Origin of the sequence: Streptomyces sp. AK010, assembly GCF_014207295.1 — a bacterium.
Taxonomy (GTDB): domain Bacteria; phylum Actinomycetota; class Actinomycetes; order Streptomycetales; family Streptomycetaceae; genus Streptomyces; species Streptomyces massasporeus.
Genome location: NZ_JACHCX010000020.1, coordinates 1 through 23,146, shown reverse-complemented (window position 1 = coordinate 23,146; position 23,146 = coordinate 1). Strand labels below are relative to the sequence as shown.

Here is a 23,146-nt window from a genome sequence, read left to right as displayed (position 1 = left end):
TCACCGGGGGCGGCTGCCCGCAGTATCCAGCACTACGGTGCCGCACAACACGGTGTTCACGATCACAGCACGGTCCCGATGGTTTTCGGTCCGGACCGTGACAACACTTCCAGTCTTCTAACCAGGGGACACGTCGTCGAATCCCGTCTGCCCTCAACCGCCACTGGCCTGAACCATTCGCTCTACAGCGGTAAGACGTACGTACACCGGATTCTCACTCCGTCACCGCGAGTTCGAACCACACGGTCTTGCCCGTGGCGCCGGGCCGGGTGCCCCAGCGGCGGGAGGAGGAGGCCACCAGGTACAGTCCGCGGCCGCTCTCGTCCTCCAGGCGGGCGGGGCGCTCGTGGGGCGGGTCCGGCAACGGGTCGGAGACCTCGACGAGGAGGACGCCGCCCAGGCCCGAGGGGCGTACCAGGCGTACCCCGATGGGGCCCGTGGCGTGCCGCAGGGCGTTGGTGACCAGCTCACTCACGAGCAGGGCGGCGAGGTCGGCGAGGCTGTCCAGGCCCCAGCGACGGAGTTGGCCACGCACGGCCTGGCGGGCGGTGCGCACGGCACCCGGGTCGGCGGGAAAGCTCCACGCGGCGCAGTCACCTTCGGTGTCGATCACGCCGATCACTTCCCAGGCAGGAGCCCCGCCCATGTCCGGTTTCATGGGGTTAATGGGCACATACCCGATATCCGGGGTGGATTACCGCGCGGGGCGGCGCACTGTGGCACGAAAGGCGTAGGAAGCACCCCTACGGCAGTGCGATGAGGGCCGCACGCCCCCGGCCGCAGGCTTCAGGCGCCGGGCGCTTGCGCTCCACCGGAGCCGGGGCCGTGCGAGGCGAGGTTCTCCGCGGCTCCCAGGTGCGCGAGGGCCTGCCGTACGGCCGGGACGTCCTGGTCGAGCCAGGGCACGTCCCAGATCTCGTCGGGGCCGAGCCAGCGCAGTTCGTCGTGGTCCTGGAGGGGTTCGGGGGCGGCGGAGCCGGGTCGCAGCCGGGCGGTCCACACATGCAGGACGTACGGCGCCCTGAGGGGCCACTCCCCCGGGACGCGCCCGCCCACCTCGGCGTCGACGCCGAGCTCCTCGCGCAACTCCCGCGCGAGCGCCGCCTCGGCCGTCTCCCCGGGCTCGACCTTGCCGCCGGGCAGCTCCCAGCGCCCGGCCAGCTCGACGGGCGCGCTGCGCCGGGCGGCCAGCAGCCGCCCGTCCTCGACCAGCGCGGCCCCCACGACGATCCGCTCACTCATGCGGGGAGCCTACGGGAGCCCCGCCGGCTTCCGGGGTCCCCGGGGCCTTTCACGATGGTCGGTCGTGCGCCCCTCACGATGGTCGGTCGTGCGCCCTTCACGACGCTCAGTCGTGCGCCACGGCCGACCCGTTCTGACCGAGCCGCTCGACCCAGTACAGCTGTTTGTGGCCGCGACCGTCGAGGCTGTCCGCGATCTTCTGGGCCTCGGCCCGGGTCGCGTACCGGCCCACGCGGTAGCGGTTGCCGTTGTCGTCCTCTCGTATCACGAGCCAGGGAAGAGTGACCGTGCTGTCGTTCATCGCGCCCCTCCACTTCCCACCCGCGGCCTGTGCCGTGCCCCACCCGCCAAGGAAACCGCAATGCGCATATGCCCGAGCCTACGCCTAACCTTTACGCAGCGAACACGGCTTTTTACAAAGAGGTACGCAACCAGCCAGAACGCAGGGGCGCACGCCGACGAACGCGCCGTCGGCGCACCTCGGCGCAACCGGTCCGGGGCATACCGCAGAGGCGAGCGCCGACCTGCGCAAACGACGGCGGGTCACGGGGCACGCGCCGCCCCCGCCCATGACCATCCGCACGGCGACCGTGTGAGCGGGGCGCGCGGGGTGCGCGCCGCGGGGCGGATGTGAGCGTTCGCTACTTGACCGGAAGGTGGTATGCGACCCGGTACCGATCGGCCGGAACGACCACGTCGGCCGTCTCGACGGGGCGGCCGGAGGCGTAGAACGTGCGCTGGATGACCAGGACGACATGACCCGGTACGCCGCCCAGGACGAGCAGTTCCTCGGCGAGGCCGGGGCGGGCGCCGACCTCCTCCGTGACGTTGTCCACGATCACGTCGATGGCGCGCATGCGCTCGACGACGCCCATGCCGCCGACCGGGCCCTCCTCCGGCAGCATCACGGGCGTACGCCCCGTGACGGTGAGGGGTTCCCAGGACGTGGAGAGCATCATCGCCTCGCCGCCCTCGCGGTAGAGGTACCGCGTGCACATGACCCGCTCGCCCGGCTCGATGCCCAGCCGCTCGGCGACCACGACGCTCGCCTCGGACTGCTCGCTGCTGGACTCCCAGGTGCCGCGGCCCTCGCCGTCGGCCTGCTCCTGGCGGAACGGGGTGGCGCCTCCGGTCGGGCGGTAGCCGGAGCGGGAGATGCGCCGGGGCACGGGCCGCTCGCGCACATACGTCCCCGAGCCGGAGCGGCCCTCGACCAGGCCTTCCGCCATGAGCACCTTGCGGGCCTCCAGCGCGACCGTGTCCGAGACCCCGTACTCCTGGCGGATTCTGGCCTGGGAGGGGAGGCGGGTGTGCGGTGGCAGCTGACCGTCGACGATCTTCTTGCGGAGATCACCCGCGACGCGCAGGTACGCCGGCTGCTCACCGAATGTCACTGGCCGCTCCCATCAGGTTGTACAGACAGCAACAGCGTGGCAACCGTAGGTTGTGCGGTGCAAGCAAAGGCCAGGGAATCACTCGATGTGATGACATAGGGGGCCTGCGGGCTTTACGCAGGCACTTTCTCCCCGCTATGGCCGCCGTCACACCTGCGCTTCGGAGGTGCTTCTCTCGTCCTCCCCGGAGGCGGGCGGCGTCGCCCCCAGCGCGAGGGCCTTGCGCGCCGTGACGGTCACAGGGCCGTCCACGGATCCGTACGCCTTGTCTGAGTGCGCGAAGTAGGTGTCCACGTCGCGTGCGGTGCTCGCCCTGCGCCACTCCTCCCGGGCGCCCTCCATGTCCTCGACCAGGTCGGCGACGGGCTTGCGGGCACCGGCCGGCCAGGAGTGCCCGCGCAGGGCCTCGATCTGCTCGCCGAGCACGTCGTGGACCTGGCCGGCCCAGGCCCGGTGGGCGGCGAGGTCGTCCTCGGGGCTCTTCTCGGGCCCCTCGTGAAGCACCGTGTCGAGGGCGTTGGCCGTCGAGAGGAAGACGACCTGGTCGGTGTCGAGGGTGGTGGGGTCGGTGCGCAGTGGAGCTTCCCCTTGATCGTGGACACCTGGAGTCTGGGACCTGAGGTTCCAGAGGAAGTAGCACCAGGTGGGAAGCAAGTACACGAAGCGGTACACCGAGGAGTTCGAGCGGGACGCGATCGCGCTCGTCGATTCCTCGGGCAAGACGGTCACCGCCGTGGCCCGGGAGCTCGGGTTCAGCTCCGAGTCCCTGCGCGGCTGGTACCGCCGGGCCAAGGCCGACCGGGGAGAGGGCGCCTCCGGCGAGCTGACCAGCGCCGAGCGCGAGGAGCTCAAGCGGCTGCGCAAGGTCCAGCAGCGCGTGCCGGGTGTCCTGGTCCAGCACCGAGGAGAACCGCGAACAGCAGCAGACGATCGAGATCCTGGCATGCGGCGCCGAGGGGTTCGGGGCGGCGGCGGTGGCGACGTTCACCGCGGTCCACCGGGGCCGGTCGCCGGAGGAGCCGCCGTACGGGACGACCCGGGCAATGGCCTGTTTCGACCGTCCCTTCGGGTTACTGACGGTCCACCGTGACAGCGGGCTGGTCCTCGTGGCCGGGTGGGTCAGCGATCCACCGTTCGCGAGGGACGGGGGCGGTCACGTCGCGGACGTCCTGGTGGAATGACGCGTGCCCGCCCCACCCACCGGGAACACCGCCCTCACCGTGAAGCCGCCGTCGGGCGCCGGGGGCCGCGTGGAAGTCGCCAGGCACGTGGAAGTACGCCACCCGCAAGATCTGGGTCGTGATCAACAAGGCCGGCAACGTCGTGTCCATCGGCCGCGACTGAGGTTCCCGAGAGCGGTTCCACGGGTTGAGCGGGGGCACCAGGCCGGTACGCCCGGCCTGCCCCTCAGGGACCGGAGTGACCTGAGCGCAGGGCCGGGCTCGTACGAGTCCGGCCCCGTCCCGTGTGTGACGAGCCCTCAGGCGGAACCCCGGCGCAGCAGGGCCAGTTCCGCGTTCATCTCGGCGAGGAACCGGACGACCACGTCCAGATCATCCGCGCTGAACCGGCTCCTGGCCGCTTCGGTGCTCCGGGCCAGGGGCCGGAAGTAGTCCCGGGCCACGCCCCGGGCCGTGTCGGCGTAGTGCAGGTGCACCACGCGGCGGTCGCCGGCGTCACGGACCCGGCGGATGTGCCCGGCCCGCTCCAGCCGGTCGAGGCAGGCCGTCACCGCTCCGGACGTGAGGTTGAGCTGCCCCCGCAGGCGGCCCGGTGTCATGGGCTCGCCCCCCGCGTCCGGGTCGGAGTCGGCGTCGAGGATCGCGATCAGGGCCTGCATGTCGGTGAGGTGCAGGCCCTGATCCTGGGCGAACTCCTGGGCGATGCGGTTGAACTCGCTGTTCATCCGGCGCAACAAGACGGCGAAGGTCTGCAACCCGGTGGGGTCGTCCGCCGGAAGAGATGCCGTGGGTGCACCGGAGCCGCTCATGCCCCCAGCCTAGTATCTCTTAATCATTGAGATACTTTATGAGTGAGCTACTTCTCCCGTGGCTCACCTCCTACGGCTTGGGATGCGCATGAGAACCGCACAGCGTCGGGCCCGCCGGCTCGTACCGCTCGTCCTGCTCCTCGTCTGGCTGGGCGTGGGCGGAACGCTCGGCCCCTACGCGGGCAAGCTCGGCGAGGTCGCCACCAACGACCAGGCCGCCTTCCTGCCCCGGAGCGCGGAGTCCACCCGGGTGCTGGAGGCCCGCGCGGCCTTCGACCAGGCCGAGACCGTGCCGGCCATCGTCGTCTGGACGGCGGACGGGGCCCGGTTCACCGAGGACCGGCAGGCCGAGGCCACCCGGGCCGTCGCCGCGCTCGCCGGGAAGCCCGGCGTCGTGGGCCGCCCGTCGCCCGCCCTGCTCTCCGACGACCGCGAGGCGCTACAGGCCGTCGTCCAGCTGGAGCCCGACCTGGGCGACGAACTGCCCACCGTCCTCGACGCGGTGCGCGAGGCGGCCGGGGCCGTGCCGGACACCACGGCGCGGATCGCCGGGCCCGCGGCCAGTCAGGCCGATCTGTCGGACGCGTTCGCGGGCATCGACGGACTGCTGCTCGGCGTGGCCCTCGGTGCCGTGCTGCTGATCCTGCTGCTGGTGTACCGGAGCGTGTTGCTGCCGTTCCTGATCATCCTGGGGTCGGTCTTCGCGCTGGGCCTCGCCTGCGCGGTGGTCTACGCACTGGCCGACCGGGACGTGGTCCGCGTCGACGGACAGGTCCAGGGCATCCTGTCGATCCTGGTGATCGGCGCCGCCACCGACTACGCCCTGCTGCTGGCCGCGCGCTTCCGTGAGGAACTCGCCCTGCGCGGGGACCGCTTCGGGGCCGCGGTGGCCGCCGTACGCCGCTCGTTCGGCGCGATCACCGCCAGCGCCGCCACCGTCGCGCTCGGACTGCTGGCCCTGCTCGCGAGCGACCTCACCAACAACCGCGCCCTCGGGCCGGTCGGCGCCATCGGCATCGGCTGCGCCGTGCTGGCCACGCTCACCTTCCTGCCGGCCGCGCTGGCCCTGCTGGGCCGCACCGCCTACTGGCCGTCCCGGCCGAAGCCCCCGCAGGAGTCCGGGGATGCAACCGGCGTGTGGCGCCGGGTCGCGAGGACGGTGAACGGCCGGCCGCGGCGGACCTGGGCGGTGACGGCGCTCGTACTGGCCGCCTTCGCGGCCTTCTCGCCCTCCCTGTCCTCCAAGGGCGTGCCGCTCGACGAGATCTTCGTGAACGACGCGCCCTCGGTGGCCGCGCAGACGACGCTCGGCGCGCACTTCCCCGGCGGGTCCGGCAACCCGGCCGTCATCATCGCCGACGCCGGCCGGACCGCCGAGGTGACGGCCGCCGCGCGCAGCACCGAGGGCGTGGCCTCCGCCGGCGCCGTCTCCGCCTCCGGCCGTCCCGGGGCGGGCGAGCCGCTCGTCGTCGACGGGCGCGTACGCATCGACGCCACCCTGAAGGCCGCGGCGGACAGCGACGCGGCCAAGGAGACGGTCGAACGGCTGCGCGCGGAGGTCCACGCGGTCCCCGGGGCCGACGCGCTGGTCGGCGGGTACACCGCGCAACAGTACGACACCCAGCAGACCGCCGCCCGGGACCGGACGGTCATCGTGCCGATCGTGCTCGCCGTCATCCTGCTGATCCTGATGCTGCTGCTGCGTTCCCTGCTCGTACCGGTGCTCCTGGTCGCGACCGTGGGGCTCAACTTCCTGGCGACGCTGGGGGTGTCGGCGCTGGTCTTCCAGCACGTGCTCGGGTTCAGCGGCACGGACGCCTCGGTGCCGCTGTACGGCTTCGTTTTCCTGGTGGCGCTCGGCGTCGACTACAACATCTTCCTCATGTCGCGGGTCCGGGAGGAGGCGCTGGTGCACGGTAACCGGCAGGGGGTGCTGCGCGGGCTGACCACCACCGGCGGGGTGATCACCTCGGCGGGTGTGGTGCTCGCCGCGACGTTCGCGGCCCTGATGGTGATCCCGCTGGCGTTCCTGGTGCAGATCGCGTTCATCGTCGCCTTCGGGGTGCTGCTCGACACGCTCGTGGTGCGCTCCCTGCTGGTGCCCGCGCTGATGATCGACATCGGGCCCCGGGCGTGGTGGCCGAGCACGCCGGCCCGCCGAAGCCCGGATGGCGGCGGGACCGGTACTCCCTCCGGCTGAACCGCCGGCGGCGCCCGTGTCGTGCATCCGCCGAGGGCCCCGGGCGGGAAGTGTTCGCGTCAAGGCCGGCCGTGACCCGACAGCACGGCGACGGTGTCGGAGAACGGAGGCACGACCATGACGACGGACGGGCAGCGGCTGCATTGCCTGGTCACCGGGGCGTCCGGCTACATCGGCGGACGCCTGGTGCCGGAACTGCTGCAGGAGGGCCACCGCGTCCGGTGCCTCGCCCGCTCCCCCGGCAAGCTCCGCGACCACCCCTGGGCGGCGCACGCCGAGACCGTCCAGGGGGACGTCACCGACGCGGAGTCCGTCGCCTCGGCGATGCGCGGGGTGAACGTCGCCTACTACCTGGTGCACGCCCTCGGCTCCGGCTCCGGGTTCGAGGACACCGACCGCACCGCCGCCCGGATCTTCGCCGAGCAGGCCCGGGCCGCCGGCGTACGGCGGATCGTCTACCTCGGCGGGCTCACGCCGCGAGGCGTCCCCGAGGAGGAGCTCTCCCCGCACCTGCGGTCCCGGGCCGAAGTGGGGCAGATCTTCCTCGACTCGCCCGTGCCCGCGACCGTGCTGCGCGCGGCCGTCGTCATCGGCTCGGGCTCGGCGTCGTTCGAGATGCTGCGCTACCTCACCGAACGCCTGCCCGTCATGGTGACCCCCAGCTGGGTGCACACCCGCACCCAGCCCATCGGCGTCCGGGACGTGCTGCGCTACCTCGTCGGGTCGGCCACCATGCCGGACGACGTCGACCGGGCCTTCGACATCGGCGGCCCGGACGTCCTCACCTACCGGGACATGATGCGGCGCTACGCCGCCGTCGCCGGACTGCGGCGGCGGTTCATCGTGCCGGTCCCGGTCCTCACACCTCGGCTGTCCAGCCACTGGGTCGGCCTGGTCACGCCGGTGCCCGCCTCGCTCGCCCGGCCGCTGACCGAGTCGCTGCGGCACGAGGTCGTCTGCCACGAGCACGACATCGCCCGGTACGTGCCCGACACCCCGGGCCGGCCCCTGCCGTTCGACGAGGCGCTGGCCCTGGCGCTGCGCCGGGTGCGGGAGGCGCAGGTCTCCACGCGCTGGTCCTCCGCCTCGGTGCCCGGGGCGCCCAGCGACCCGCTGCCCACCGACCCCGACTGGGCGGGCGGCAGCCTCTACCAGGACGAACGGCAGCGGCCGGTCAACGCGTCCCGGGCCACGCTGTGGAAGGTGATCGAGGGCATCGGCGGCGACAACGGCTGGTACTCCTCCCCGCTGGCCTGGGCGGTCCGGGGCTGGCTGGACCGGTTCGCGGGCGGGGTGGGGCTGCGCCGCGGCCGGCGGGACACCGAGCGGCTGCGGGTCGGCGACTCGCTGGACTTCTGGCGGGTCGAGGAGATCGAACCGGGTCGTCTGCTGCGGCTGCGCGCCGAGATGCGGCTGCCCGGCCTCGCCTGGCTGGAGATGTACGCCGAGACCGACGACGAGGGCCGCACCCGCTACCGGCAGCGCGCCCTGTTCCACCCGCGCGGCCTGCTGGGCCACGCCTACTGGTGGAGCGTCGCCCCCTTCCACTCCGCCGTGTTCGGGGGCATGGCACGCAACATCGCGCGGGCGGCGGCCGAGGGCCCGAGCGGACGCCGGAGCGCCTCGCGCATCCGACGGGCCCGCAAGCGGCGAAGCCTCCGGGAGCGACGAACGCAATCCGCACCACCGCACCAGGAGTGACGCCATGACCGTCGCGGTCGTCCTGTTCACCTCGGACCTGCGTCTGCACGACCATCCGCCCCTGCACGCGGCGCTGAAGGCGGCCGACGAGGTGGTGCCCCTGTTCGTCCGCGACCCCGCCGTCCACGCCGTGGGATTCGACGTGCCCAACCGGGCCGCGTTCCTCGCCGACTGCCTGGCCGACCTCGACTCCTCGCTGCGCCGGCGCGGTGGGCGGCTGGTCGTGCGCACCGGGCCGGTCGCCCGGGAGGTCCGCGCGGTCGCCGCCGCGTGCGGTGCCACGCAGGTGCACATGGCCGCGGGAGTCACCGGCTTCGCCCACCGCCGTGAGGAGCGACTGCGCGAGGGACTCGACGCGGACGGTGTCGCACTGCGGGTGCACGACCGCGTGATCACCGCCGTCGCGCCGGGGGCCGTGACCCCCCAGGGCTCGGACCACTTCGCCGTCTTCACGCCGTACATGCGCCGCTGGTGCGAGGAGCCGCTGCGCGACCCCCTGCCCGCCCCGCGTGCCGTGCGCGTCCCCGAGGCGGTGCGCGGCGAGGAGCCGCAGTCCCGCGCGGGGGTGGCGGACGTGTCGCCGGACCTCCCGGCCGGCGGCGAGTCGGCGGGCCGCGACAGGTTCGCGCGGTGGGCGGACACCGGCCTGGCCCGGTACGAGGAAGGGCACGACGACCTGGCCGGTGACGCGACCTCACGCCTGTCGCCCTACCTGCACTTCGGGGCGCTGTCTCCGGTGGAGGTGGTCCGGCGGGCCAGGGCGAAGGGCGGCGCCGGGGCGGAGGCGTTCGTCCGTCAGCTGTGCTGGCGCGACTTCCACCACCAGGTCCTCGCGGCCCGGCCCGAGGCGTCGGTCCGGGACTACCGCTCCCGGGGCGACCGTTGGCGGGGCGAGGAGGACGCCGCCGAGGAGATCGCCGCGTGGCGGGAGGGACGCACCGGCTACCCGGTGGTCGACGCGGGCATGCGCCAGTTGCGCCACGAGGGCTGGATGCACAACCGGGCCCGGCTGCTGGTGGCGAGCTTCCTCACCAAGACGCTGTACGTGGACTGGCGGATCGGCGCCCGGCACTTCCTGCGGTTCCTCGTCGACGGCGACCTCGTCAACAACCAGCTCAACTGGCAGTGGGTCGCCGGCACCGGCACCGACACCCGCCCCCACCGCGTCCTCAACCCCGTCCTTCAGGGCAAGCGCTACGACCCGGACGGCACCTACGTACGCCGATGGGTGCCCGAACTGGCCGACGTCGGCGGGGCCGCGGTGCACGAGCCCTGGCGGCTGCCGGAGGACGAGCGGGCCCGGCTGCGCTATCCGGCGCCGCTCCTCGATCTCGGCGAGGGCCTGGCCCGCTTCCGGCAGGCCCGGGGCCGCGACTGAGAGCGCGGTTCACGGCCGAGAGCCCGGATCACGGCCAAGAGCCCGGAGCACAGCCAAGAGCCCGGAGCACAGCCAAGAGCCCCGATCACAGCCGAGAGCCCGGATCACGGCCGAGAGCCCGGATCACGGCCGAGAGCCCGGATCACAGCCAAAAGCCCGGAGCACAGCCAAAAGCCCGGATCACAGCGGAGAGCCCGCCATCCGGCGCAACCGAAACACCTCTGTCCGGGGAAGCACTGATGTGCGGAGGACCGGAAGCGAGAAGGGGTTGCGCATGCTTGGACCGCGGCCGATGGTGGCCGGACCGGCGGAGACGAACCACGCCCCGCTCACCGCTCCCGGGGCCACCCGCGCCATGGAGGCGGTCCTGGAGCGGGTGCTGGAGGCGCGGCTGCGGCAGGCCCGCGACACCGACGCGGTGTTCGCCGCCGACATGGCCGACCGCCTCGCCGCGTACGTCCGGCGGGGTGGCAAGCGGCTGCGTACGGCGTTCGTGTGGTGCGGCTGGCGGGCCGCGGGCGGCTCGGGCGACGCGGGCGCGGTCCTGCGCACGGGGGCCGCCCTCGAACTGCTCCAGGCCTGCGCCCTCATCCACGACGACGTGATGGACGGGTCACCCCTGCGCCGGGGCGCCCCCGCGATGCACGTGGACTTCGCCCACGGCCACCCGGCCGACCGCACGGGCGGCTCCGCCGAGCCGGCCCGCGGCCACCCGGCCGGCCGTACCGGCGCAGCCCCGGAGTCGTTCGGGACGTCGGCGGCCGTGCTCGCGGGTGATCTGGCGCTGGCGTGGGCGGACGACCTGCTCACCGAGACGGCGCTCGCCTCGCCGCACGGCCCGCGGCTGTTCGAGGAGTGGCGGGCCATGCGCACCGAGATGGTCGCCGGGCAGTACCGCGACCTGCGGGCGCAGGCGAGCGGCTCGTCCGGCGCCGAGGAGGCGCTGACCATCGCCGTCCTGAAGAGCGCCCGGTACACGGTCGCGCGGCCCCTGGCACTGGGCGCGTCGCTGGCCGGTGCCGACGCCCGCACCCTGGGCGCGCTGCGGGCCGCCGGCCGGTGCGCGGGGCTGGCCTTCCAGCTGCGCGACGACCTCCTCGGCGCGTTCGGGGACCCGGCGCTGACCGGCAAACCGGCCGACGAGGACCTGCGCGCCCGCAAACTCACCCCGCTCCTCGCCGTCGCCGTCCGGCTCGCGGAGACCACCGGCGACCGGGACGCCGCCGCCGTGCTCGCCCCCGACGCGGGCGCCCGTCCCGGGCACTCCGTCGAGCGGATGCGGGCGGCGCTGGAGCGCACGGGTGCCCGGGCCGAGGTGGAGGCGAGGATCGCCGACCTGGCGGCCTCCGGGCTGCGGCACTTCGAGGCGACCGGCGCCGCCCCCGGCGTACGGCGGGAGTTCGCCGCGCTGGTCGAGCGGGCCTCGGGCGTCGCCCCGCCGCAGGCGGAGGAGCTCGTATGAGGACGGTGACGGGACCGACGGACCATGTCGTCGTGGTGGGTGCCGGCCTGTCCGGGCTCGCCTGCGCCCTGCATCTGCTGGGCGCGGGCCGCAGGGTCACCCTCGTCGAGCGGGACGACGGCCCGGGCGGCAGGGCCGGGCGGCTGCGGCTCGGCGACTACCTGGCGGACACCGGGCCCACCGTGCTGACGATGCCCCATCTGGCCGACGAGGCGTTCGCGGCCGTCGGCGAGAACCTCGACCGGCACGTCGAGCTGCTGCCTCTGCACCCCGCCTACCGGGCGGGCTTCGCGGACGGGACCTCGCTCGACGTGCACACCGACGGCGACGCCATGGAGGCGGAGGTGCGGCGCTTCGCCGGACCGGCGGAGGCGGCGGGCTACCGCAGGCTGCGGGAGTGGCTGGAGCGGCTGTACCGGGCGCAGATGCGCCGCTTCATCGACACCAACTTCGACTCGCCGTTCCAGCTGGCGCACCCGGACCTGGCCCGACTGGCGGCGCTCGGCGGTTTCGGGCGCCTCGACGGCGCGATCGGCCGCTTCCTCTCCGACGACCGCCTGCGCCGCGTCTTCTCCTTCCAGGCCCTGTACGCCGGGGTGGCACCGGCCCGGGCGCTCGCGGCCTACGCGGTGATCGCCTACATGGACACCGTGGCCGGCGTCTGGTTCCCCAGGGGCGGCATGCACGCGCTGCCCCGCGCGATGGCGGACGTGGCCGCCGGGGCCGGTGCCGAACTGCGCTGGTCGGCCGAGGTGAGCGCGCTGGAACGCTCGGCGGGCCGGGTGCGGGCCGTCCACCTCGCCTCGGGCGAGCGCATCGCCTGCGACGCGGTGGTGCTGACCTGCGAACTGCCCGCCGCGCACCGGCTGCTGGGCCGGGCACCCCGGCGTCCGGTACGGCTGCGGCACTCGCCGTCCGCGGTGGTCCTGCACGCGGGGACCGACCGCACCTGGCCCCACCTCGCCCACCACACGCTGTCCTTCGGCGGCGCCTGGGAGCGCACCTTCGACGAACTGACCCGCTCGGGAACGCTGATGAGCGACCCGTCCCTGCTGATCACCCGCCCGACGACGCACGACACCTCCCTGGCACCGCCGGACCACCACCTCCACTACGTCCTGGCACCCTGCCCCAACACCGACGTCGGCCCGTCCGCCACGGCCTGGCGCGACCTCGGACCGCGCTACCGCGACACCCTGGTCGCCGAGCTGGAACGCCGCGGCCTCGACGGGTTCGGCGACAGCATCCAGCGGGAACAGCTGGTGACCCCCCTCGACTGGACGGCCCAGGGCCACGCGGCGGGCAGCCCCTTCTCCGTCTCCCACACCTTCGCCCAGACCGGTCCCTTCCGGCCGCGCAACCTCGTCCGCGGCGTGGACAACGTGGTGCTCGCCGGCTGCGGGACCACACCCGGTGTCGGCGTGCCGACCGTGCTCATCAGCGGGAAACTCGCCGCCGCCCGCGTCACCGGGAGCCGCACCCGGGCGAGCCGGCCCTCGGACCGCCGCCCGACCATCCCGACCGGAGCAGATGCCCATGACCCGTCGTGAACTGGACGCCGCCGGGATCACCGACCCCGGCCTGCGCACCGACTACGGCGTGTGCCGGCGGCTCAACGCCCGGCACGGCCGGACCTACTTCCTGGCCACGCGCCTGCTGCCGCTGGAACGCCGTTCCGCGGTGCACGCGCTGTACGGCTTCGCCCGCTGGGCCGACGACATCGTCGACGACCTGGACCGGCGTCTGACCCCCCACGAGCGGGACCTGCTGCTGAAGCGGCTGGAGGGCGACCTCACGCACGCGCTGCGCACCGGCGGCGGGACCGAACCGGTGGTCCGGGCCGTGGCCGACACCGCCGACCGGTACGGCATCGAGGTGGACCTGTTCGGCGACTTCCTCGCCTCGATGCGCGCCGACCTGACCGTCACGGACTACCCGACCTACGCCGACCTGCGGGCCTACATGCACGGCTCGGCCGCGGTGATCGGCCTGCAGATGCTGCCCGTGCTCGGCACCGTCGTCCCGCGCGAGGAGGCGGCACCGCACGCGGCGGCCCTCGGGGTCGCCTTCCAGCTGACCAACTTCCTGCGGGACGTGGGCGAGGACCTCGACCGCGGTCGCGTCTACCTGCCCGCCGACCTGCTCGCCGCCCACGGCGTGGACCGGCCGCTGCTGGAGTGGAGCAGGCGCAGCGGCCGCGGGGACCCGCGGATCCGGGCGGCACTCGTCGCCGCCGAGGCCCTGACCAGGGACGTGTACCGGGACGCGGAACCGGGCATCGCGATGCTCGACCCGCGGGTGCGCCCCTGCATCAGGACCGCGTTCACGCTGTACGGCGGCATCCTCGACGCGATCGCCCGGCACGACTACACCGTGCTGCACCGCCGGGCGGTGGTACCCCGCCGGCGGCGGGCGGCCACCGCCGCGGCCGGCGTCCTCAAGGTGGCCCGCGCCCGGTGGCAGGCGCCGCCCGCGGCGGACCGCGCAGCACTGGAACGGAAAGGACCGGGCCGTGGCTGACCGGACGGACAGGGCACGCTGGACCTCACCGCTCAGGCGGCGCCGCGGCCCCGGCTGGGCGGAGCAGACGCCGACCTGGCGCGCGGCCCGTCCGGCGCTGATCGCCGACACCCTCAAGCGCGCGTCCGCCCGGCCCTCCGGCAACTGGTTCGTGGCCGGCGCCTCCCGGGAGGTGCGCCCGGGCAGCCCCTGCGGCAGGACCGTCGGCGGTGTCGAAGTGGTGCTGTGGCGCTCTCGGTCGGGCGACCTGAGGGCCGGTCCCGGGGCATGCCCGCACCTCGGCGCACCCCTGCGGGACAGCCGGGTGGTGTGCGGCACGCTGGTGTGCCACTGGCACGGACTGGCCCTGGACGGCTCCGCGTTCGCCGGCTGGCAGCCGTACCCCGCCCACGACGACGGGGTGCTGGTGTGGGTACGGCTGGACGCGGTCGGCGGCGAGGAGCCGACGGAGCGGCCCGTGGTCCCGGACCGTCCCGCACCGGGCAGCGGGGTGGACGCCGTGTACACGGCGGTCGGGCGGTGCGAACCGCAGGACGTGGTGGCCAACCGGCTCGACCCGTGGCACGGCTCCTGGTTCCACCCGTACTCCTTCGTCGATCTGACGGTCGTGAGGGAGCCGCGGGGCGACGAGGACGACCAGGACGACGCCTTCGAGGTGGACGTCTCCTTCCGGGTGGCGGGCCGTCTGGTGGTGCCCGTGCGGGCCGAGTTCACCGCGCCGGAGCCGCGCACCGTCGTCATGCGCATCACCGACGGCGAGGGCGCCACGTCCGTGGTGGAGACCCACGCCACGCCGCTGACCGCCGCGGACGCGCGGCCACCGCGGACGGCCGTGATCGAGGCGGTCGTCGCCGCTTCGGACCGGCGCGGCTTCGCCCTGGCCCGGGCCGCGGCCCCCGTGCTGCGCCCCCTGATGCGGCGCACCGCCGGGCGCCTGTGGCGCGACGACCTCGCCTACGCGGAGAGGCGCTGGGAGTTGCGCGGCAGCGGGCGGTTTCCCGGCTGACACGACCCCGCCGGACGGGCCTGCGCGGAGCGGCCCGGGCCCGTCCGGCGGCCCCGCGTCACCGGCGTACCCGACGCTCCGCGAGCCCGGCGAGTGCCCGCAGCACCCGGGAGCGGCCCGCCCGTGGCACGGTCCACAGCACCTGGCCGCGGACACCCCACCCGGCGAGCAACGCGTTGGACGCCAGGAAGCCGGTGGTGGCGGCGCGTTCCATCAGGGCCACGGGCAGGTCGCAGCGCAGCCCGTCGCCGGCCAGCGTCAGCCACGGGTGCGGGGTCCGCACGGTGGGGCGCCGGTGGTGGGTGCCGACCGGGAAGAGCGGGCAGTCCGAGCGCCACTCGTGCCGGGCGTCGACCACGCGCGCCTCCCGGGTCTCCGGGTAGATCCGCCGCAACTGCCCGAGCAGCGCGTCCTGCACGTCCTCCCGGTCCGCGGCGGGGCCGACGGCGTAGGCATGCAGTTCCACGACCGAACCGGTGTTCTTCGCGGCCCAGCGGGCGGCCTCGCCCTCGTAGCGTTCCAGGACGCTGATGTTGTCGAGGCCGTCGTAGCCGCTGGTGCCGAGGAAGCCGGGGCGGTCGGCGTGGACCGGCCGGTCGAGCCAGAGCCGCGAGACGAGGAACGGCGGTGCGGTGCGCAGGGCGGCGATGCCGTCGCGCCAGGGGGCGGTGCCCAGGCCGGGCGAGGCGGCGACGACCCCGCGCAGTCCCCCGGTGTCGAGGGCGAGCACCACCGCGTCGTGCCGGTCGGTGCCGGTGCCGGTGCGCACCTCGGCTCCGCCGGTGCCGGCGGGCTCCACGCCCAGGACGGCCGTGCCGGTGCGGACGGTCGCGCCGAGGCGCCGGAGGTAGTCGCCGAGCGGCTCCCACAGGGCCTGGGGGAAGGGCTCGTCGGGCACGTCGAAGAGCAGCCCTTCCGAGGAGCCGAGGAAGTAGATGTGGAACATCAGCATCAGTTCGGCGGCGGACAGTTCGCGCGGGTCGGCGAAGAAGCTGCGCGAGAACACCTCGAAGGCCAGGTGGTGCGCGGCCTCGGGGAAGCGGATGCGCTCCAGGAACTCGGTCGCGCTGACCTGGTCGAAGCGCGCGTACACGTCGGGCACGCGCACGTCCGTCAGCGGCAGTGCCGCCCGCGCGTCCAGGGCGGAGAGGTCGCGGCGGCCGAAGGTGGGGCTGAGAGCGACGAAGCCGAGGGCGCTGAGGGGCGGGGTGCGCGGGACGCGGGCGAAGCTGTCGGTCAGTCCGCCGCTGTGCCGCAGGGGGTAGTCGGGCAGCGGGGTGAGGCGGCTGAGGGCGGGGTCGGTGCGCCGTAGCAGGCCGCGCAGGTTGTAGTACTGGCGGAAGAAGGCGTGGAAGCCGCGGCTCATGGTCACCTCGGTGCCGTCGGCCAGCCGGGTGGGGTGCCCGGCGAGGCGACCGCCGAGGGCGTCCTCGCGTTCGTAGAGGGTCACCCGGGCGCCGCGCTCGGCCAGTCCGGTGGCCGCGGCGAGTCCGGCGATGCCGCCGCCCACCACGGCGACGGACGGCGCGTCCCCGGGCGCGAACCGGGCCCGGCCGGGCGTGGGCATCAGGATTTCGGCCTTGCGGTCCCGCCCGCGGCGGGCGGCGCTTCGCGGGGGTGTCGGGCTGCTCGCCGCGCGGCTCATCGGCCGGCCTCCCCCGCCGTGGCCGCGAACGTGTGCGTGATGCCGGTGTGCCACCCGGCGAGGGGCAGGGCCCGTGCGTTCGTGAACCCGGCCCTCGTCAGCCGCCCGGTGAACTCGGCGGCGGTGTCGAAGGCGAGCACGCTGTGCCACAGGTGCCGGTACAGGGCCCGGTCCCCGGTGAGCGTGCCCGCCGGGATGATCACTCCCCGGCACACGGCCGTCCACAGCGCCCGGTGCGCGGGCGAGCCGCCGAGGCTGTACTCGTGGACGGCGAGGCGCCCGCCCGAACGCAGCAGGGTCCGCACCGTGCCGAGGACTCCGTCCGGATCGGAGACGTTGCGGAACAGATAGGCGGCGAAGACCGCGTCGAAGGGGCCTTCGCCGGCCGCGTCGAGTTCCTCGGCGCTCAGGTGCAGGAACCGCACGCTGTCGGGCCACGGCTTGGCCAGCGCCCGGCGCAGCATGCCCGCGGAGGCGTCCACGGCGGTGATCCGCGCCCGGGGAGCGGCCCGCAGCAGCGCCCGGGTGGAGGCACCGGTGCCGCAGCCCAGGTCGAGCAGGTGCAGTCCGGCCCCGCCCCCGGGGAGCCTCAGCCGGCGCGCCGAGCGCAGCAGGTCGGCACCGTACCCCGGGCTGAGGCCGGTGAGGCGGTCATAGGTGCGGGACGCGTGGTCGAAGGCGTGGGCCAGGTCGCGGTCGCGCAGCAGGGTCATCGGGGGCTCTCTCCGGTTCCTGGGGCGGGGTGGGGGCGGCGGGGCAGGAAGGGAACCTCGAGTGCGGTGCGCAGCATCGGGCCCACGGGGGTGCGCAGTCCGATGCCCCACTCCTCCCGGACCGAGGTGGCTCCGTCGAGGAAGCGCAGCAGGCGCTGTGGGGGCGTACGGCGGAACAGGCCGGTGAAGAACGCGGGGCCGTCGATGCGCCCGGTGTCCAGGGCCCGCAGCAGCACGGCGTCCATGGCGAGCGCCCGGCGCCCGTGCGGTGCGGGCACGCTGCAGCGGCCGTCCCGCAGAGCGGCGGCGATGGCACGGCTGTGCCGCTGCACGGCCGCGAAGGTGTAGCCGGTGGCGGGGCGGGTCGCACCGCCCGCCGTCCCGATGCGGAAGACGGCCGCTCCGGCCCGCCGGGGGAAGCGGGCGTCGGTCATGGGGATGACGCCCTGCTCGGCCGCGTCCACGGTGAACTCGCCCAGGCGCAGCACCTCGCGGGCGTAGTGGCCGAGCGCCGCCTCGTAGGCCGCGGTGGTCAGCGGGGTCCGGGAGAACTCGGTGTACTCGACCAGCGCCCGGTCCGGCGCCAGGGGCAATACGTAGCCGAAGGCGAGCCCGTGCCCCGGCTGGGGGACCCGGAAGTCCATGAGGTCGGCCACCGCCGGGTCGAACCGGTCGGTGCGGGTGCGCACGAACCAGCCGCGGAAGTGCTGCAACAGCCGCGTCCGGGCCGGGGGCAGGGCGCGCAGGGGCCGCGAGTCGAACACGTAGCGGGAGCGCAGCGTCAGCGTGCGGCCGTCGGCCGCGGTGCAGCGGACCTCCGCGCCGCCGGGTACGTCGCGCACCGAGTCCGCCGTGGCCCGAAGGACCCGCCCGCCGGGCGAACGCTCCAGCCGGGCGTGCACCAGTCGCTCGAACGCCGTGGACCGCACCATGCGGTAGCGCGAGGGGGCCGGGTCGACGGTGAGCGGGCTGCCGTCGGGGCCGTGCACCCGCAGCAGGGGCCAGGTGCCGGTGACGGCTTCGTCGAAACCGCCGTCACCTCCGCCGGCAGCGTCGTCGTCACCATCGCCGTGGTCCCAGTAGCACCAGGTCCGCTCCGCGGGGCGCGCGGGACCGTCCGGCGGCTCCACCACGGTCACGGTCGCCACGCCGGTCTCGACCAGACGGTGCGCGAGGCTGAGACCGGCGGCTCCGCCCCCGACGACCACCACGTCCGACGTGCCGACGGGCCCCTGGCTCACCGGGCCCACCACGCGCCGCTCATCTCCGTACCCCGCTCCCGGCCACCCGGCCGGTCGACTGTGTGCTGGTTTCCGTCCCGCTTCGGGCCGACGGCCGTGTTCGGATGCAGTCGGCCGGGGCGCATGGGGAGGGACTGTTGGATGCGGTCGGCCGGAGGGCTTCCGACGGGGCTTCCGGACGCAGCCGGCCGAGGCACATCAGACAAGACTCTCGGACACAGCCCGCCGAAGCACATCCCACGAGACTTCCGGACACAGCCGCCGGTGGCTAGCGCGACACGACCGATTCCAGAACCGCGACGGCCTCGGCCAGCCCCGTCGGACGCGGCAGGCCGGTGACGGTCCGGCCGCTCCAGCCGGGCCCGATCGTCAGGACCACCGGCTTGCGGCGGGCGCCCCGCACCCCCCACTCCATCGCGGCCACGTGCTGGGCCAGCGGCCGGCTGGCGGTGGTCCGGGACTGCGCCCACAGCCCCACGGCCGCAGGCCCGGTCCTGCGTACGGCCGTGACCAGGGACTCCACGGGCAGAGCCCCGCCGAACATGCGCACCGGCAGGCCGCGTTCGGCCAGCGCGGCGGCCAGCACCTCCAGGGGCAGCGTGTGGTTCTCCCCCGGCACACAGGCGAGCACGATGGTCGCGCCCGGGCGGTCGGCGGCCGAGGACGGGGCACCACGCCGGATCGCGCCGGAGACGTGCCAGGACAGGAAGTGCTCGACCTCGACGTACCTCTCGCCCGAGCTCTCCCACTTGCGGCCGACCGCCTGGAGGGTCGGCATGATCACCTCGGTCCAGGCGGTGACCAGCCCGTGCTCGACGATCGCGGCCTCGAGCAGCTCGTCCAGCGCGACGGCGTCGAGGCGCAGAGCGGCACGGGCGATGCCCTTGCACTCCTGACGGACGTCACCGAGGCGCAGTCCGCTGCCCGCGCGGCTGCGGGCACGAGCGGACGGCAGCGGCGGCGCGTCGGAGGTCCGGCGGGCCGGGGCCTGCGCCTGCGGGGGCGAGGGCGGGAGCGTGTCCGGTGATGCCGGGGCGGTCGGCCCGGCCGAGGCGGTCAGCGCAACCGGTTCCCGCTCTTGCGTCGCTTCGCCGAGCACGGTGCGCGCCGCCTCGGCGGGCGGTATCCCGGTCGTCGTCAGGGCGCACATCCGCTCCAGCCGTGCCACGTCCGTCGCCGTCCACCGCCGGTGCCGGCCACCGGTGCGGGCGTCGGGGCCGAGGCCGTAGCGGCGGTCCCAGGTGCGGACGGTGGTGGGCGCGACTCCCAGCCGCCTGGCCACCTCGCCGGTGGTCAGCCCACCGCCGAGCGGCACGCCCCCGCGTCCGCGGTCCTCGCCGTCCCGTTCGTGTGTACCCATACCTCCGACTGTACGACGCACAAACGACGCATGTTGAGTTGCGTCGTTTGTGCGCCGAACACTGGCTCCGAGCGCATGGTCGCGGCTCCGCACAGCGCGACCGGTGCGGTTCGGCAGACGGCCTTCCGTCCCCGCGCGACGCATTGCAGGAGGAGCAGGAGGAACCAGGCCATGATCACGAACACGCGACTCACCACCCCCGCCGCGCCCACCGTGCCCGCCGCGCCCACCGTGCCCGCGGAGGAAACGCGGTACGAGGAGGAACTGGCCCGTGGCCTCGTCGCCGCCGACGAGGAGGCGTTCGCCGCGATCTACCGGCGCTGGGGCTCGCTCGTCCACACCATGGCCACCCGACTGCTCGGTGACACGTACGAGGCGGAGGACGTGACCCAGCAGGTCTTTCTCGGTGCCTGGCACGGCCGGGCCGGTTTCCGTCCCGAACGGGGCCCGCTCGGCGCCTGGCTGGTCGGCATCACGCGCCGCAAGATCGTCGACGCGCTGGCGGCGAGGACGCGGCGGCTGACGCTGATCGACTCGGCAGGCCGCGCCGCGGACACCACCGGACCCGACGAAGCGGTACCGGACCGCGTCCTGGACCGGGTGCTGCTGGTCGACGCCCTGGCCCGGCTGCCGCGGCACCAGCGGGAGGTGCTGTGCATGGCCTTCTACGAGGACCTGACCCAGGCGCAGATCGCGGAGCGGACCGGCATGCCCCTGGGGACGGTCAAGAGCCACGCCCGTCGCGGCCTGCACCGGCTGCGCCTGGTGATCGAGCAGCCCGCGGTCCCCGACGCGGACCGGTAGCGGTGACGCCGTACGCGCATCCGCGGCGGCCCCCACACCTGAAAACAGGACTGAGACTCGCACCGTACGGAGGCTCCGTTCGAAGGGATGATTCCCATGACCTCTCACACCCGCCTCGCCCTCGCCGCCGCCTCGGCCGGCGCCTGTGCCCTTGTCCTCGGCGTCTCCGCGCCCGCCCTGGCCGACCAGGAGGACAAGGCCATGGTGTCCGTCTTCCACGGCATCCCCGGCATGACCGTGGACGTGTACGCCAACGGCGACGAACTGATCGGCGACTTCAAGCCCGGCACGGTGACGGACCCCAAGTCCCTCGATGCCGGGGCCTACGACATCCAGATCTTCGAAGCGGGCCAGGGCCCCGACGGAACTCCGGCCCTGGAGAAGAAGATCGAGGTGCCGGAGGGCGCGAACGCCACGGTCGCCGCGCATCTGTCGGCCGACGGCAAACCGGAACTGACGGCCTTCACCAACGACGTCTCCCAGGTCGACGCGGGCAAGGCCCGTCTGACGGTCCGCCATGTCGCCGCCGCGCCCGCCGTCGACGTCCGGGCCGGCGGACAGCCGGTCTTCAGCAACCTGAACAACCCGAAGGAGGACACCGCCGAGGTCGACGCGGGCACCCTCAACACCGATGTGGTGCTGGCCGGTACGGACACCGTGGCGATCGGCCCGGCCGACCTGAAGCTCGGCGAAGGCACCAGCAACGTCGTCTACGCCTGGGGCAGCGCCGACGACAAGAACCTGGCCCTGGCGACGCAGACGTTCAGCGGCATGGCGTCGTCGCCCCGCGGCGTCCCGGCGGGCGGCAGCGGTGCCGCCGGCGCGACGAACTCCTCCGACCTGGGGCCGGCTTTCGCCGCCGGGGCCGGAGCGGTCGCGGTGACCGGCGTGCTGATGGCCCGCCGTCTCGCCCACCGGCGTGGCTGACGGCCCGCGACGGCTGACGGGACCGATGGGGGCGGCTGCCGCTCTGGCAGCCGTCCTCGGTTTTCCGCCCACGCCGTCGGCCCCGGCCGCACCTCCGACCGACTTCGCGGCAGAGCCGCTGGACCACGGGCCGGCGGCGGCCCCGGCCCCCGGTACACCGGCACCGGATACACGACCCGGCGCGGCGGCCCCCGGCGCAGGGCAGGATCCGCCACCGCCCCGGCGCGTGCTCGCACCCCGCACCGGCCTCGACGCCCGGATCAGCCTGGTGGGCGTGACGGCCCGAGGGGACATGACCGTCCCCGACGACCCGGCCGTGGCCGGCTGGTACCGCCACGGCCCCGCGCCGGGCAGTGCCCGTGGTTCGGCCGTCCTCGTCGGGCACGTCGACACCGACACCGGAGCCCTCGGCGAGTTCCTGGCGCTGTACGACATGCGGCGCGGAGACCGGATCGAGGTGCGCCGCGCGGGGGGCGAGCCGGTGACCTACCGAGTCGTCTTGCGTCTCACCGTGCCGAAGGAAGCCCTGCCCCCTTCGACGTTCCGCCGCTCCGGCCCCCCGGCCCTCATCCTGATCACCTGCGCGCCGCCGTACCTCCCCGAGCAGGGCGGCTACGCATCGAACCTCGTCGTCACGGCGGAACCCGTCGGGAGGACGCAGTGGCCCACGTAGAGTCCGCGCACCTGGTGGAACTGGCGCTGAGCAACGCCACCCCGACCGACGCCGACGCCGAGGCGCTGCGTCACATCGACGACTGCGCCCGCTGCCGCGAGGAACTCGCCATGCTGACCCGACTGGTGACGGCGGCACGCACCGCGGAGACGGTGGACCTGCCGGCCCCGCCCCCCGAAGACGTCTGGCTCCGCATCACCCGGGAGGTCTCCCGCGAGGCGGGCACACCCTCACCGCCGCACCACCCGTGGCACGACGCGGGGCCCGGGTCATAAGAGCCGGGCGCCCTGGGGGCTGGCCGGTCCCGCCGGACGTCGAAACGGAATGCTCCTGCCTGCGATGACGCGCCTTCGGGATTCAAGGTACTTGGCGCGCTGGTAGGGGTTCTCCGAGCGCCGCTGCCCGCCGGACCGCACCGTCGTCGGCTCGGCCCTGACCCGTGCTTCACCGGCCAGGAGCCGGGGCTTGTCATCCGCGTCCACGCCGATCCTCCTGCACCGGCCTCGCTCTGTCCTACCGTGGCGAACGACCGGCCTGCTCGCGACGGTGTCGGGGAGGATGTCGCGCTCGAACCGGCCCCCCGAAGAAAATCTTCACCGGCACGCAATCACTGCAATATGAATCACACCAAGTGATTCAGTTCTCGACTACACCGACTCGACCGAACGGCACACACCTGCCATCCGCATACGTTGAACCGAACCCGCACATCCGGCACAGCGCTACGACCTGCGAAAAGCAATGCTTCGAGAGAGGCCGCCCCAACACGGCGGCCCTTCCCAGCGCACCGAACCGACTTAGGGGTCCTTTCACTATGAGCGTCCGATCAGGGCGCGTGGTCTGGTGCCGTGCGTCGCAAGGCGCCGGGAAGCCCTCGTAGCGGAGCTACT

22 protein-coding genes and 1 pseudogene are annotated in these 23,146 nt (G+C 74.1%); 13 read left to right on the top strand and 10 right to left on the bottom strand.

Translation table 11 applies throughout. From position 1 onward, the window contains the following. Nucleotides 1-214 precede the first annotated feature (214 nt). The 5 genes from HDC93_RS30425 to HDC93_RS30405 all read right to left on the bottom strand — a co-directional run bounded on the left by HDC93_RS30425 (nt 215) and on the right by HDC93_RS30405 (nt 3,356). Complete coding sequence (locus HDC93_RS30425) at nt 215-658, bottom strand: ATP-binding protein (protein WP_185014057.1); 444 nt, start codon at nt 656-658, stop codon at nt 215-217. A gap of 128 nt (nt 659-786) precedes the next feature. Beyond that, nucleotides 787-1,242 (bottom strand): (deoxy)nucleoside triphosphate pyrophosphohydrolase, encoded by a 456-nt coding sequence (locus tag HDC93_RS30420; RefSeq protein ID WP_185014056.1) that lies wholly within the window; start codon nt 1,240-1,242, stop codon nt 787-789. Nucleotides 1,243-1,348: 106 nt separating this feature from the next. Continuing rightward, nucleotides 1,349-1,543 carry an SPOR domain-containing protein gene (locus tag HDC93_RS30415; RefSeq protein ID WP_031132511.1) on the bottom strand — a complete coding sequence of 65 codons (195 nt, stop codon included), beginning with the start codon at nt 1,541-1,543 and terminating at the stop codon, nt 1,349-1,351. A gap of 340 nt (nt 1,544-1,883) precedes the next feature. Next, nucleotides 1,884-2,636: a GntR family transcriptional regulator gene (locus tag HDC93_RS30410; RefSeq protein ID WP_185014055.1), complete on the bottom strand. Its 753-nt coding sequence runs from the start codon at nt 2,634-2,636 to the stop codon at nt 1,884-1,886. Nucleotides 2,637-2,783: 147 nt separating this feature from the next. After that, entirely contained in the window at nt 2,784-3,356 is a 573-nt protein-coding gene (locus tag HDC93_RS30405; protein ID WP_260419847.1) for a hypothetical protein, read from the bottom strand. On the opposite strand from HDC93_RS30405, the pseudogene HDC93_RS39805 reads away from it, so the two are divergent. Together HDC93_RS39805 and HDC93_RS38880 are read left to right on the top strand one after the other, a co-directional pair. Beyond that, a pseudogene (locus HDC93_RS39805) lies at nt 3,280-3,444 on the top strand (transposase); the annotation flags it as partial. The gene HDC93_RS30405 and the pseudogene HDC93_RS39805 overlap by 77 nt on opposite strands. Before the next feature lie 76 nt (nt 3,445-3,520). Further along, nucleotides 3,521-3,817, top strand: coding sequence for a hypothetical protein (locus tag HDC93_RS38880; protein ID WP_260419846.1), 297 nt, complete (start codon nt 3,521-3,523; stop codon nt 3,815-3,817). Between the two features lie 299 nt (nt 3,818-4,116). Here the strand turns inward: HDC93_RS38880 and HDC93_RS30395 are convergent, their stop codons facing one another. After that, the gene (locus HDC93_RS30395) at nt 4,117-4,626 is read right to left on the bottom strand and encodes a MarR family winged helix-turn-helix transcriptional regulator (protein WP_185014053.1); all 510 of its coding nucleotides are present in this window, start codon (nt 4,624-4,626) and stop codon (nt 4,117-4,119) included. Nucleotides 4,627-4,714: 88 nt separating this feature from the next. On the opposite strand from HDC93_RS30395, the gene HDC93_RS30390 reads away from it, so the two are divergent. From HDC93_RS30390 to HDC93_RS30360, 7 genes are all read left to right on the top strand, one after another. After that, nucleotides 4,715-6,826, top strand: a complete 2,112-nt coding sequence (locus tag HDC93_RS30390) for an MMPL family transporter (protein ID WP_185014052.1) — start codon at nt 4,715-4,717, stop codon at nt 6,824-6,826. 117 nt (nt 6,827-6,943) lie between these two features. Continuing rightward, nucleotides 6,944-8,527 carry an SDR family oxidoreductase gene (locus HDC93_RS30385; RefSeq protein ID WP_185014051.1) on the top strand — a complete coding sequence of 528 codons (1,584 nt, stop codon included), beginning with the start codon at nt 6,944-6,946 and terminating at the stop codon, nt 8,525-8,527. Nucleotides 8,528-8,531: 4 nt separating this feature from the next. Then, nucleotides 8,532-9,905 (top strand): deoxyribodipyrimidine photo-lyase, encoded by a 1,374-nt coding sequence (locus tag HDC93_RS30380; protein WP_185014050.1) that lies wholly within the window; start codon nt 8,532-8,534, stop codon nt 9,903-9,905. Between the two features lie 274 nt (nt 9,906-10,179). Then, complete coding sequence (locus HDC93_RS30375; protein ID WP_185014049.1) at nt 10,180-11,367, top strand: polyprenyl synthetase family protein; 1,188 nt, start codon at nt 10,180-10,182, stop codon at nt 11,365-11,367. Beyond that, complete coding sequence (locus tag HDC93_RS30370; RefSeq protein WP_185014048.1) at nt 11,364-12,917, top strand: phytoene desaturase; 1,554 nt, start codon at nt 11,364-11,366, stop codon at nt 12,915-12,917. Before HDC93_RS30375 ends, HDC93_RS30370 begins: the two co-directional genes overlap by 4 nt. Further along, complete coding sequence (locus tag HDC93_RS30365; protein WP_185014047.1) at nt 12,904-13,887, top strand: phytoene/squalene synthase family protein; 984 nt, start codon at nt 12,904-12,906, stop codon at nt 13,885-13,887. Before HDC93_RS30370 ends, HDC93_RS30365 begins: the two co-directional genes overlap by 14 nt. After that, nucleotides 13,880-14,893 carry a DUF5914 domain-containing protein gene (locus HDC93_RS30360; protein WP_185014046.1) on the top strand — a complete coding sequence of 338 codons (1,014 nt, stop codon included), beginning with the start codon at nt 13,880-13,882 and terminating at the stop codon, nt 14,891-14,893. Before HDC93_RS30365 ends, HDC93_RS30360 begins: the two co-directional genes overlap by 8 nt. Before the next feature lie 58 nt (nt 14,894-14,951). Here HDC93_RS30360 and HDC93_RS30355 read toward each other — a convergent pair whose 3' ends face one another. The 4 genes from HDC93_RS30355 to HDC93_RS30340 all read right to left on the bottom strand — a co-directional run bounded on the left by HDC93_RS30355 (nt 14,952) and on the right by HDC93_RS30340 (nt 19,852). Further along, entirely contained in the window at nt 14,952-16,538 is a 1,587-nt protein-coding gene (locus tag HDC93_RS30355) for an FAD-dependent oxidoreductase (RefSeq protein ID WP_185014045.1), read from the bottom strand. Continuing rightward, the gene (locus HDC93_RS30350; protein WP_185014044.1) at nt 16,535-17,251 is read right to left on the bottom strand and encodes a class I SAM-dependent methyltransferase; all 717 of its coding nucleotides are present in this window, start codon (nt 17,249-17,251) and stop codon (nt 16,535-16,537) included. Before HDC93_RS30350 ends, HDC93_RS30355 begins: the two co-directional genes overlap by 4 nt. Continuing rightward, nucleotides 17,248-18,492, bottom strand: coding sequence for a lycopene cyclase family protein (locus HDC93_RS30345; protein WP_311774657.1), 1,245 nt, complete (start codon nt 18,490-18,492; stop codon nt 17,248-17,250). The genes HDC93_RS30350 and HDC93_RS30345 overlap by 4 nt, the downstream gene beginning before the upstream one ends. A 268-nt stretch (nt 18,493-18,760) precedes the next feature. Next, the gene (locus tag HDC93_RS30340) at nt 18,761-19,852 is read right to left on the bottom strand and encodes a MerR family transcriptional regulator (RefSeq protein WP_185014043.1); all 1,092 of its coding nucleotides are present in this window, start codon (nt 19,850-19,852) and stop codon (nt 18,761-18,763) included. 171 nt (nt 19,853-20,023) lie between these two features. Here HDC93_RS30340 and HDC93_RS30335 point away from each other — a divergent pair, with 171 nt between their 5' ends. The 4 genes from HDC93_RS30335 (at nt 20,024) to HDC93_RS30320 (ending at nt 22,531) form a co-directional block, all read left to right on the top strand. Then, nucleotides 20,024-20,656: a sigma-70 family RNA polymerase sigma factor gene (locus HDC93_RS30335; RefSeq protein WP_185014042.1), complete on the top strand. Its 633-nt coding sequence runs from the start codon at nt 20,024-20,026 to the stop codon at nt 20,654-20,656. A gap of 96 nt (nt 20,657-20,752) precedes the next feature. Further along, nucleotides 20,753-21,583, top strand: coding sequence for a DUF4397 domain-containing protein (locus HDC93_RS30330; RefSeq protein ID WP_185014041.1), 831 nt, complete (start codon nt 20,753-20,755; stop codon nt 21,581-21,583). Between the two features lie 226 nt (nt 21,584-21,809). Continuing rightward, nucleotides 21,810-22,256: a class F sortase gene (locus HDC93_RS38875; RefSeq protein WP_311774656.1), complete on the top strand. Its 447-nt coding sequence runs from the start codon at nt 21,810-21,812 to the stop codon at nt 22,254-22,256. Then, nucleotides 22,244-22,531 (top strand): hypothetical protein, encoded by a 288-nt coding sequence (locus HDC93_RS30320; protein WP_185014040.1) that lies wholly within the window; start codon nt 22,244-22,246, stop codon nt 22,529-22,531. Before HDC93_RS38875 ends, HDC93_RS30320 begins: the two co-directional genes overlap by 13 nt. Nucleotides 22,532-23,146 lie beyond the last annotated feature (615 nt).